This is a genomic window from Paenibacillus sp. FSL F4-0236 (assembly GCF_038000135.1).
Lineage (GTDB): Bacteria > Bacillota > Bacilli > Paenibacillales > Paenibacillaceae > Paenibacillus_AQ.
Genome location: NZ_JBBOBK010000001.1, coordinates 4,208,674 through 4,220,245 on the forward strand (window position 1 = coordinate 4,208,674; position 11,572 = coordinate 4,220,245).

Genomic DNA, 11,572 nt, shown 5'->3' on the forward strand with positions numbered 1-11,572 from the left:
CAAGCGCTGATTTAATTTATATATTAGTTCTGCATGATGAAATCATTATCAATCTTCGCATTAGCATCATCGAACACGCGCAGAATATCGTAGCGTGTATTCCGCTGTGCCGGGATTTTGCCTGCTTCGCGGATCAGCTGAGTAATCGATTCGATATTGACCTTGTAGGTCGCGCCCGCAGAAGATACTACATTTTCTTCAATCATTGTACTGCCGAAATCGTTACAGCCATATTGAAGGGAAAGCTTGCCGACCTCTGGTCCCATTGTTACCCAAGAGGACTGGAAGTTCTTAATGTTGTCTAGAACAAGGCGACTTATGGCTACCGTCTTCAGATATTCTTCAGGCGTTTGTCTATCCAACTTCAGGTTAGTATTGTCCGGTTGGAAGGTCCAAGAAATAAAGGCCAAGAAACCCTCTGAATCGTATTTGTTGGCAATACACTCGTCCTGAGCCTCACGCACACGAAGTAAGTGTAATGCCCGTTCTTCCATACTCTCACCAAGTCCAATGACCATCGTAGCTGTCGTATTCATACCGACCTTATGCGCTGTCTGCATTACGTCCATCCACTCGCGCCATGAGCCTTTAAGTCGGCTGATCTTGCGGCGTGTGCGATCATCGAGAATTTCCGCTCCCCCACCTGGTAGTGAATCCAGGCCAGCAGCATGGATTTCACGCACAACTTCCTCGAGCGATAATCCAGATACTTCTTTCATCTTCATAATCTCAGCAGGAGAGAAGGAATGCATTGTAATCTCAGGAAAACGTTGCTTAATTCCGCGAAGTATATCGGTATAATAGCTGAAAGGAAGATTTGGGTTCGTACCGCCTTGCATCAGTATTTCTGTACCATTTACAGCGATAGTCTCAGCGATTTTTTGGTAAATCGTCTCATCCGGCAATACATAACCCTCATCAGAGCCCGGTCTGCGATAAAATGCGCAGAAACGGCAGTAGACATCACATACATTCGTATAGTTAATGTTACGACCAATTACAAACGTGGCCATCGGGTCTGGATGCCAGCGTTCCATTATGGTGTTTGCAGCTGCACCCATTTTCTCAATTTCGTTGCTCTCGAACAGTCGGATGGTATCTTCCAATTGGAGACGTTCACCCCGTAGGGCTTTGTCCAAAATAAGATCTATCGCACTCATCGTTCGCATCCTCCTTCTAAACCCTTAGGGGTATGGTAGAATCACAAAATTACAGGAAGAAAAAACGTTGTCTCTTTTTCAAGGTGACAACCCTTTCTCATACAATTGAACAGTTCATTTCCTCATCGTATCACAATCTGAACAGCTTGAAAAATGCTTTTACATTCTTCGCAAATTCCTATCCAGAAGAAAAGCAGCATCGCACTAAGCGATACTGCTAGTTATACTCTATTTCTCCACTAACACTCGATTGAACATTTCTTCCTGTTACTTGGACTCAATTTCTGCCCTAGCGGCCTCTAGTGCTTGGCCAAGATCAGCAATCAAATCCTCTGCATGTTCAATACCGACGGAGAAGCGCAGCAAACGATCATCTACACCCACAGCATTTCGAATCTCCACAGGAATATCAGCATGTGTTTGTACAGCCGGATAAGTCATAAGTGACTCTACGCCGCCCAAGCTTTCTGCGAATGCAATAAGACGAATATGACGAAGAAGCGGCTCTACGTATCTGGCATCTTTTAATTTGAAAGAAAAAATACCGGTATTGCCTGAAGATTGACGATTCTGGATTTCATGTCCTGGATGATCAGGCAATCCTGGATGGAACACTTCCGCAATCGCTGGATGCTCTAATAAGTAGTGAGCGATCGCTAGTGCATTGCTTTCGTGACGCTCCATACGCAGCGCCAATGTCTTCAAGCCTCTCATCAACTGATAACTGTCTGTTGGTCCGAGCACGGCGCCAATAGAGTTATGTAGAATAGCTAATTCAGCTGATAATTCTACACCCTTGGATACAATCAGGCCTGCCAGTACATCATTATGACCACCCAAATACTTAGTAGCGCTATGAACTACAATATCCGCACCTAATTCTATAGGCCGTTGGAAGAATGGAGTCAGCAGCGTATTATCTACAATGCTAAGTAACCCATGGTGACGTGCCCAAGTGCACACGGCTTCAATATCCGTGATCATCATAAGTGGGTTCGTTGGCGTTTCAATAAATACAGCTTTCGTATTTGGACAACGCGAAGCTTCCAGTGCATCCAAATCATTCGTGTCTACATAAGAAGCAGTGATTCCAAACTTGGACATAATCCGTTCCAACAAACGATAGGTACCGCCGTAAAGATCCAGCGAAACGATCAGATGGTCGCCTTGAGCGAACAAGGTAAGCACCGTTTGTATCGCTGCCATCCCAGAGCTACAAGCAAATCCTGCATCTCCAGATTCCAGTTCCGCAGCTGCATTCTCAAGCACTGAACGGGTCGGACTCTTGGTGCGGCTATAATCAAACCCTGTGCTTTGACCGAGTTTTGGATGACGAAATGCCGTTGCATTATAAATCGGAAAATTAATTGCTCCTGTGGCAGGATCTTCTTGAGAACCTATTTGAGCCAGTCTACTTTCAATCCTAAGTTTGTCATCCATGATTAATGCCTCCTAATTTATATTGTAGCGCTATTATTAATAAACAATCGGGTCGATATCATAAGGCGTTTCTTGATATACATAGTAATTGAGCCAGTTAGAGAATAATAAATTGGCATGCGCACGCCACACTGCTGGAGGTGTACGTTCTGGATCATCTTTAGGGAAGTAATGTTTCGGCAAAGCCATCTCCATCCCTCTAGACACATCACGGTCATATTCCCATTTCAAGGATAGAGGATCATATTCGGAATGTCCGGTCACAAATATTTGTTTACCGTCGTTTGTAGCCACTAGATACATACCAGCTTCTTCGGATTCCGCCAGAATCTGCAGATCTGGGTTATTCTCAATATCTTCACGGGAGACATCGGTATGACGAGAGTGTGGTACATGGAATACCTCGTCAAAGCCGCGCAACAGTTTAATGTTATTTTGATTAATCGTATGAGGGAAGACGCCAAAACATTTCTCAGGCAATGCCACTTTACGAACACCAAAATGATGATATAAGCCTGCCTGTGCCGCCCAACAAATATGCATGGTTGAAGTCACATTGTCCTTGCTCCATTCAAAAATCTCTTTCAGTTCTTCCCAATACGATACTTCCTCGAACTCCATTTGTTCTACAGGAGCACCTGTAACGATTAAACCATCCAAACGGCGGTGGCTGATCTCGTCAAAGGTTTTGTAAAAGCTCTTCAAATGTTCAGCAGAAGTATTCTTGGAAATATGGGAACGCGGATGCAATAAAGTAACATCAACTTGTAGTGGCGAATTTCCAATTAAACGCAGCAATTGAGTCTCTGTCGTCTCTTTAGTCGGCATGAGGTTCAGAATAGCAATCCGTAGTGGACGGATATCCTGATGGAAAGCCTGACTTTCGTCCATCACAAAAATATTTTCTCCGGATAGTACTTCTTTCGCCGGTAAACTGTCGGGAATTTTAATTGGCATTGTCTTTCCACTCCTTAGCTGAATTTAGTTATTTTGCCGCACTGCGGCTTGCTGAACATAAAAAGACCTTCCTCGGAAATCGAGAAAGGTCATATCTACAGTCATATGCGCCTCTCTCATCTGCCAGAATGTTCCTGAAGACGATTAGACGTCTGCAGAAATTCCGCAAGAATTAGCACCGTGCGTTTACACGCCGGTTGCCGGGTTTCATAGGGCTAGTCCCTCCACCTGCTCTTGATAAGATTTAGCTGTATTCAATTAAATTACTTTAAAATTCACTTTAAATCATGAACCTCCTTTTCGTCAAGTCCATACAATGCTGAAGAAGCCTCAAAATCACAATAAATTTGCTTGAAAGAGGCATACTCCGTTGTTATACTAGACAAGTATTTCATACCTGAACGAAAAGAAGAGGTGAGAAGAAGGATGGAAGGCGACCCGAGCTCGCAAATATGTGTACAGAATGAGCAACCACACAGGATAATCATCAGCTTGCCGGCGGCGGGAGCAGTTCTTCTTCATGCCCTCGAAACTTCATTTGGCCCTATGTATTGATTGTACCGCCGGCCAAGCTGATTTTTTTCTCTGTGCTTAATTTAGCAGTCCCTAGTGAAGACCTGGGGATAGGAGGAGTGAAATCAGATGAAAATCCGGCTGGTAAATGCAGGGGTTTTTACACCTATTGATGAAATTGATGAAACACTAACACCCCCAACGGAAGGGTTCTATTGGATTGACGCCGATGTTGAGGATTTGGAGCTGCTTCAGCCCTTGTTCAACCTACATGATCTTGCTGTTGAGGATTGCCTTAGCGAAGAGGATCAGCGTCCAAAGATCGAAATATACGAAAGTCACTACTTTATTGTTGTAAATAGCATTCGCTTTGACGATGAAGAAATTTTCCTACGGGCACTCAATGTATTCCTTGGAAGACATTACATCATCACTGTCACGAAACAAAAGATCAATGAACTACGAATCCTGAAGCCTATGCTCTGGGAGCAAGAAGTAAGTGAACCGGATATGTTCCTTTACTTGCTAATTGACCTTGTCGTTGATAACTATTTCTCCGTCGGCGACCGAATTGAAGCTCGGATTGAGAAGCTGGAAGAAGATATCCTCATGCATACCAAGAAGTCACATCTCAGTGAAATTATCGGTCTGCGAAGTGAAATTCTATGGTTGAAGAAAATGCTGGGGCCACAAAAAGAAGTGATCAATACCCTAAATAAAAAAGACCTCCGTCTGATTGATGATCAGCTGCAGAAATATTTTAGCGACATTTATGAAAATGCGGTTAAAATATCTGAAACCTTTGAGACGTATCGCGATCTCATGGGCAACTTACGAGAGGCATACCAATCCAGTATCGCCAACCGCGCGAATGAAATTATGAGAGTCTTTACTGCGATCACAACAATATTCATGCCCCTGACCGTAATTACCGGAATCTACGGTATGAACTTTGATCATATGCCCGAGCTTCATACGAAATATGGCTATTATGGCGTTATAGGCGTCATGTTGACTTTAGGCTGTGGGATGCTCTATGTTTTCCGCAAGAAGGAATGGCTATGAAACGAACCGGACGAATAAGCAAGACGAAGGCCCTGTAACCGTAAGGTATAAGGAAGCCTTCGTCTTTTTGGTATGCGCAAATTTAAAAGCTGGTCGCCATGCCCACTTTATGCGTCTGCTCTCGACGGAAACGGATGCGTATCAATCGCAGACGCTCATAATAAATATCCAATCCTTCAGCAGCGGAAAAATCGTCACCATACACCTTATGTAACACCGGTTTTAGGAAAAGATCCCCGAGCTCCACATAGGCATTCCATATCGCATCCTGCTCACTCTGCGGCATATTGCCAAGCTCTACATGGATCAGCTTCTCGACAGAATAACCTTCTCTTTCTAGCTCCTCTACCGCTTCAATCAGTTCACGCCGGTTCACTCCACTATTCACCTTAAGCTGTTCCAAGCCCAACCCATTCTCGATCCCCTGTAGCAAAATCCTCCGCAAGCGCAGTCGTTCTAGCTGCTTCTTATATTTGACTTCTTTCTGTTTATAAAGCCAAGATACGAAAGACTCCTCTTCAATTACTTCATGCACCCAATTTAGAGGGAAGGAATGTTCCCTTGCCACCGCAGTAGTTATAGCCAGCCAATCAGCCCCAAACTGCGCTATCTTGCCTTCTCCCACACCCGGAATTTGCATCAGTTCCTCTGGCGTATGCGGTAGAAATGTACTTAACAAGCGCAACAGACGATTACTGGCGAGAATATAGGGCGCCTTCCGTTCACTCGAAGCCTTACCACGGCGCCAAGCACATAACTCTTCATAAATGGCTTCATTCCCATAATGTTCGCTGTAATATTGAAGCTTCAGCTGCTCCTGATTACGTCCAGTAAGACTATCCTCCTCGTGGAATATCCCATCGATTAAGGGTCGATAGCCATCTCCCATCTTCACTGCTAGCTCATGCCTGTATACACAGAGCATCTCATTCCATGAACCACCTTCATACCACAAATTCTCAATGTAATTCTCCCCACCTGAAAAATCACGCCAGCCCAAACTCCAGATCCCCTCTTCCTCTCCAATCCACAACTGGGCGTACACCTCTTGATCCACTCCAGATATTCTGGATAAACGGTTCATAAACACAATTTGCATATTCATCCCTACCTTTCTCAACATTACAGCAAGCACAATAACCTTCCGGGAAGAGCCTCCTTCGGAGCGAACAAATCCTTTCTCAATCAGACCCCGAACGCAAAAAAGCACCTCTCTCACGATAAACGCGAAAGAGGTGCTCCCTCATTAAATGCTATACTGTTAGATCCTAGAATACCATATATTACCGAACAGTCAATGTCTTTTTATACTAGTTTCTAGCTAGAGCTAATGTAGCCAATCCAATCGCTCCAGCAAGCCCTGCATTGTCTCCAAGACCTGGTGAGACAACATAATTATCGATGTCGACATTAAGCGATGGATGTTGAACATATCCGCTCAATAACTCTTGCAGCTTAGTGCGAATCAACGGGAATAGGTGGCTTTGCTTCATAACACCACCGCCCATTACGATTTTTTGAGGAGACAGAATCAGCACATAGTTCATGAGTGCATGTGCAAGATAGTGAGCTTCCATTTCCCATGCCGGATGGTCCACTGGTAGCTCTCCTGCCGGTTGTCCCCAGCGTTTGCCGATCCCCGGACCTGCGGCTAATCCTTCAAGACAATCGCCATGATAAGGACAGTAACCCTCAAACGTATCCTCTGGATGTCTACGAACTAGAATATGTCCCATCTCAGGATGTGACAATCCATGGACCATCTGGCCGCCAACAACCGCTCCTGCTCCAATGCCTGTCCCAACCGTAATATAAAGACAGCTGTCCAGACCTTTAGCTGCTCCCCATTTACTCTCCGCAAGCGCTGCACCATTCACATCCGTGTCAAAGCCGATCGGAACGTTAAATTGCTCAGCCATTGTGCCTACCAGATTATATTGTCCCCAGTGAGGTTTTGGTGTCGTTGTTATGTAACCATAAGTAGGGCTGTCCAGTACGGGATCAATTGGTCCAAAAGATCCGATTCCGAATGCTTCTACATTTTTCTCTTTAAAATAGTCTATTACTAGTCCCATCGTTTCTTCCGGTGTTGTTGTCGGAAAGCTAACTCGGTCAACAATGGTACCGTCCTCATAACCAATCCCACATACAAACTTTGTTCCGCCTGCTTCAATCGCTCCCAATAGCTTCACAGCAATTATCTCCCTTTCTCTAGTTAGAAGTTGAAACGCTACCCATACACAAATGAATAATATCATAAAAAAAAGCAATCACCAGCCCTAATTATACGTCGAATGAAGCGCTATCACAACAAGTATAAACGCCTTTTGCTTCCTTATAAGGACGCAAAAGGCGTTTAAGAGAGAAAGATAAGGATAATGTTTAGTGTGAAACTTATACGTTCTTATAGTTTAACAAAACACCCTCCATGCATCTTTGCATGAAGGATGTCTTCTTTAACCCAAATCGCCTAACTCAATCTGTACAATTCCTCGTTCGTCCTGCACCTCAGCAATCAAATGCATCAAGCTGCCGAACTCTAGCTCCTGAAATTTGCGCGCAGCTGTTTCCCGCTGTAGTTGCCACAAGGCTTCCGTCAGCTCGCAGACCACTGGTACATCGCAACGGATTTCCGCTAGCTCTCGCGATAAATGCAGCATATCCAGATCTGCTTCGATTTTGGTACGCACACCTTTAGGGAGCAGATGCAGATTCTCAATTACACCTTCAACTGTTCCGTATTCGGTCAGCAGTTTCAGCGCAGTCTTCTCACCAATCCCTTTTACGCCGGGATAATTATCACTGGTATCGCCCATAAAGCCTTTCAGGTCAATCACTTGTCTAGGGGTTAGCCCCTTTTCCTCCAGCAATTCTGCAAGGTCATACACTTTATAGTTAGAGCGTCCCTTTTTCATAATGACGACCTTAACATTCTCATCAATGAGCTGAAGCATATCATGGTCACCCGTCAAAATATATACCTCAGAGTTTTCACTGTAACAAGAAGCCAGCGTACCAATGCAATCATCCGCTTCATAGCCTGCAAGTCCAATATTCGGCACCCCAAGCTCAGCTACTACATCTTTTACTAGATCGAACTGTGGAATCAGCTCTAACGGGGCTTCAATCCGATTCGATTTGTATCCATCGTATTTCTCGGTGCGGAACGTTCCTTTGCCCATATCCCAGCAGCATACGACGTGAGAAGGCTCAAATGTGCTTACCGCATCGAAAAAATACTGCAAAAAACCATACACCGCATTCGTCGGCAATCCAGCTTTTGTCTTGCGAATATATCCTCCATAAGAGGTCGCATAAAAGGCCCGGAACAGCAGAGCCATTCCATCTACAAGCATTACACGGCCCGTTGTTTCTGCTCTCATGTATAAACCTCTCCTTGTGAATGCATTTAGCTTCTAGGAGTATTCTATCAGAAAACCTGCAATCTTATAAGAGCGTATGAAGTTTCTCCATTATCCAATCCCTGGAATACATTTGCATTACAAGAGTTTACCGCTACCCCCCCGCATTATTGTAAAGATTCCTTCCGACGCCATAAGATCTTCAAAATCCCTTGCTGTTAAAGGTCTGCTGAACAAGTACCCCTGAACCTCATCGCATTGATAGCCTGAAAGAATCTCAAACTCTCTCATATGCTCAACACCTTCAGCAATGACCTTCATCTTCAGACTATGCGCCAATAGTATCAAAAAAGAGACGATCGCCTGATCATACTTGTCGCTTACAATTTCACGAATGAACAACCGGTCAATCTTGAGTGTCTGAATAGGGAAGTACTTAAAGTAGCTGATTGAGGTCTGTCCTGTACCAAAATCATCTATTGCGATGCTTACACCTGTGTCTCTGATTTGTCGTAATCTTGAAATCATGGTCTCCGTATGCGCAAGAAATACACTTTCTGTAATTTCTAGCTCCAGCCTTCGGGGATCTATGCCGGTTTCCTGTATAATTCCGGAAAGAATACCCAGAATGTTATCTTCCAGCAATTGCTTCACAGACAGATTTACTGAAATGCGGATCGCTGAAGTTAAATGATTTTCCCACTTTTTAATCTGCTCACAGGCTGAGCGGAGTACCCATTCACCAACCTGAGAGATCATGCCTGACTCCTCCAGCATAGGAATAAAAATTTCAGGAGAGATCCTTCCGAATTCGGGATGATCCCAGCGCAACAGAACCTCAGTTCCAACTATTTTCCGCGTCCGCACATTAATCTGGGGCTGATAGACGAGTAGGAATTCTTCATTGGCCAATGCTTTGCGAAGATCCTTCTCAAGCAGCGGCAGACGTTCTTCCGCTACTTGAACCAAAGGATCAGAGGTCCTATAGTAGTCTTGACCTGCCAGACTCACCGCGCATTTTTCAACCCTGCATCTTCCACCCTCAAGCCATTCCTGCCATCGTTCAGCGTTCATTCGTCTGTCTGGAAATCCAGCCAGTTCTGCAAAGTACCCGAATAACTGAAATATTCCGAATATGCCATAACCCGTTTCTCTGGGTGTTATTCGAATATTTCGCTTTGTATGTAAGAATACCCTATATATAAATGCACCTAAATAAATACTTATTAAAATTCCAAGTGAAATAACCATTTCCAGTATCGAAACTTGCATTTTATTCACCTTAATTCTTATAAATCTTGAATTCGTTTATTTTGTCGTGCAATTCCTCAGCCATGTAGGACAATGAGGTACAAGCTACCGAGATTTCCTCCATAGATGCGAGTTGTTCTTCGGTTGCAGCCGCAATATTCTGTGTGCTGGCGGCAGATGTTTGAGCAGCCACATTTATTTGTTCAACCGAATGAAACACCTGATCCGACCCCAAAGCCAGATCCCGAATTTCAAAAGAGATTGCCTGAATCTGATCAGCCGCCTTGCCCACAGACTCCTCTATTTGAGCAAATGACTGGCCTGCCGAATTAACCGTTTCTATACCGCTTGAGACCTCATTGGCCGTCCGTTCCATGGACTGTACAGCTTTGCCCGTCTCCGACTGGATGTTGCTGATTAGAGCGGATATTTTTTGGGCTGCGCCTGTTGATTGTTCTGCCAGCTTGCGGACCTCATGCGCAACGACGGCAAACCCTCTGCCCTGATCACCAGCCCTTGCCGCTTCAATGGCCGCATTCAGGGCAAGCAGATTGGTTTGTGCTGCAATGTCTGTGATGGCGTCAACAATCTGACCAATCTCTTCGGACTGCTGTTCCAATCCATGGATAATGCGGCTTAAATCCTCGATCGCCTCATGAATTGAACTCATTTGGTTTACAGCGGTAACAATTGCTTCATTTCCTTCCATAGATTTGTTCGAGGCCTGTTCAGCTGACTCGGACATCGTCTGTGCGTTCTGTTCCATATGCTGAACGCTGTCTCTCATCTGTCTCAGTGTTTTGACTGTTTCCTCAACTACCTGAACCTGGTGGTCCGAGCCTCCAGCAACCTCCTCGACGTTTTCTGCAATATTCTCGCTGGCCGTGCTTGTCTGCTCTGCATTTGCTGTAAGTTCAACCGAGAATGCCGCAACCTGCTGTGAGGTCTCGGCAATCCGGCCGAACAAATCTCTTAACACCTGCAGCATGGCATTGAGAGATTGAGCTAACTGTCCGAGTTCATCCTTGGAACGGTAATGAACCTCGCCACTGAAATCCCCTTGCTCCATCTCTCTCATCTGCTTCTGAACGAGTTGAATCGGCTTTACAATCATGCGAATAATCACGATTCCGATTACGTTACTCACAATGATAGCAATTACAAATATGATAATCGTTAACATAGTACCTTGTTTGGCTTGCTTGTTGGTCGATTCATTGATTGCGTCCGCACCAGCAATGAGATCGTCTTTTAGCTTCACGCCTAAAGAGGTAATTGTATCTCTGGCTTCTACAACATTTTTTTTATAGTAATCGTAAGCTTCCTCATTGCGGTTGAGAGCTCCTATATCAAGTACAGCCTGCATTCCTTCTATATAGGAAGAGAATTGTGCCTGGATCTCTCTCACGATTTTTTTCTCCTCCGCATCAATTCCCGATGTGAGCAGTCTGTTCAGAAGTTGAATGTTTTCTTCCTTCAAATCTCCAAATCTATTCAGCAAGTCTTCTCCCTCCTGCGCCGATGTTTCCTGCATCATCTGGAACATAGTGGACTCCAGCTCCCGGTTGTTGCTACGGTATATCAGAAAATCAGCTTCAGGCATCATTCGGTCATAATACATATCGTGAGAATTATTATTCATTTGTGTCAACGCAGAATATCCAATTGCACTTTGGCCTCCAAAGGCAATAATAAACACTCCTATCAACAGAAACAGTTTTGTTGCTACTTTTAGATTACGCATTCTAATGCCCCCTTTTTCACCATATAACATCTCCTATTTATGATAAAAGAAGGGTGTTAAAACAATTACAACATAAGTAT

The 11,572-nt window shown here is 44.4% G+C and carries 9 protein-coding genes and 1 riboswitch; of the genes, 1 reads left to right on the forward strand and 8 read right to left on the reverse strand.

Annotated features, from left to right (window positions below; genetic code table 11):
• Positions 1–23 precede the first annotated feature (23 nt).
• The 3 genes from mqnC to metA form a co-directional block, all read right to left on the reverse strand.
• Entirely contained in the window at positions 24–1,160 is a 1,137-nt protein-coding gene (gene mqnC / locus NSQ29_RS18995) for a cyclic dehypoxanthinyl futalosine synthase (RefSeq protein WP_340968292.1), read from the reverse strand.
• Between the two features lie 267 nt (positions 1,161–1,427).
• Positions 1,428–2,600, reverse strand: coding sequence for a PLP-dependent transferase (locus NSQ29_RS19000; RefSeq protein ID WP_340968291.1), 1,173 nt, complete (start codon positions 2,598–2,600; stop codon positions 1,428–1,430).
• A gap of 36 nt (positions 2,601–2,636) precedes the next feature.
• The gene (gene metA / locus NSQ29_RS19005; protein WP_042186211.1) at positions 2,637–3,557 is read right to left on the reverse strand and encodes a homoserine O-acetyltransferase MetA; all 921 of its coding nucleotides are present in this window, start codon (positions 3,555–3,557) and stop codon (positions 2,637–2,639) included.
• Between the two features lie 113 nt (positions 3,558–3,670).
• Positions 3,671–3,801: riboswitch (SAM riboswitch) on the reverse strand.
• A gap of 398 nt (positions 3,802–4,199) precedes the next feature.
• Between metA and corA the strand changes: the two genes are divergently transcribed.
• The gene (gene corA / locus NSQ29_RS19010) at positions 4,200–5,135 is read left to right on the forward strand and encodes a magnesium/cobalt transporter CorA (RefSeq protein WP_042125638.1); all 936 of its coding nucleotides are present in this window, start codon (positions 4,200–4,202) and stop codon (positions 5,133–5,135) included.
• 82 nt (positions 5,136–5,217) lie between these two features.
• On the opposite strand, the gene NSQ29_RS19015 is transcribed toward corA, so the two are convergent.
• The 5 genes from NSQ29_RS19015 to NSQ29_RS19035 form a co-directional block, all read right to left on the reverse strand.
• Positions 5,218–6,234 (reverse strand): HRDC domain-containing protein, encoded by a 1,017-nt coding sequence (locus NSQ29_RS19015; RefSeq protein WP_340974788.1) that lies wholly within the window; start codon positions 6,232–6,234, stop codon positions 5,218–5,220.
• Positions 6,235–6,445: 211 nt separating this feature from the next.
• Positions 6,446–7,327: an ROK family protein gene (locus tag NSQ29_RS19020; RefSeq protein ID WP_340968289.1), complete on the reverse strand. Its 882-nt coding sequence runs from the start codon at positions 7,325–7,327 to the stop codon at positions 6,446–6,448.
• A gap of 264 nt (positions 7,328–7,591) precedes the next feature.
• Positions 7,592–8,518 carry a 5'-3' exonuclease gene (locus NSQ29_RS19025; protein WP_042186207.1) on the reverse strand — a complete coding sequence of 309 codons (927 nt, stop codon included), beginning with the start codon at positions 8,516–8,518 and terminating at the stop codon, positions 7,592–7,594.
• 117 nt (positions 8,519–8,635) lie between these two features.
• Positions 8,636–9,769 (reverse strand): putative bifunctional diguanylate cyclase/phosphodiesterase, encoded by a 1,134-nt coding sequence (locus NSQ29_RS19030; RefSeq protein ID WP_340968287.1) that lies wholly within the window; start codon positions 9,767–9,769, stop codon positions 8,636–8,638.
• A 10-nt stretch (positions 9,770–9,779) separates the two neighbouring features.
• Positions 9,780–11,492, reverse strand: a complete 1,713-nt coding sequence (locus NSQ29_RS19035; protein ID WP_340968286.1) for a methyl-accepting chemotaxis protein — start codon at positions 11,490–11,492, stop codon at positions 9,780–9,782.
• Positions 11,493–11,572 lie beyond the last annotated feature (80 nt).

What these genes read in the sequence shown, in the direction of transcription:
- NSQ29_RS19000 (WP_340968291.1), bottom strand. Translation starts at nt 2,600, where the DNA reads ATGGATGACAAACTTAGGATTGAAAGTAGACTGGCTCAAATAGGTTCT.
- NSQ29_RS19030 (WP_340968287.1), bottom strand. Translation starts at nt 9,769, where the DNA reads ATGCAAGTTTCGATACTGGAAATGGTTATTTCACTTGGAATTTTAATA.
- NSQ29_RS19035 (WP_340968286.1), bottom strand. Translation starts at nt 11,492, where the DNA reads ATGCGTAATCTAAAAGTAGCAACAAAACTGTTTCTGTTGATAGGAGTG.
- corA (WP_042125638.1), top strand. Translation starts at nt 4,200, where the DNA reads ATGAAAATCCGGCTGGTAAATGCAGGGGTTTTTACACCTATTGATGAA.
- metA (WP_042186211.1), bottom strand. Translation starts at nt 3,557, where the DNA reads ATGCCAATTAAAATTCCCGACAGTTTACCGGCGAAAGAAGTACTATCC.
- mqnC (WP_340968292.1), bottom strand. Translation starts at nt 1,160, where the DNA reads ATGAGTGCGATAGATCTTATTTTGGACAAAGCCCTACGGGGTGAACGT.
- NSQ29_RS19025 (WP_042186207.1), bottom strand. Translation starts at nt 8,518, where the DNA reads ATGAGAGCAGAAACAACGGGCCGTGTAATGCTTGTAGATGGAATGGCT.
- NSQ29_RS19015 (WP_340974788.1), bottom strand. Translation starts at nt 6,234, where the DNA reads ATGCAAATTGTGTTTATGAACCGTTTATCCAGAATATCTGGAGTGGAT.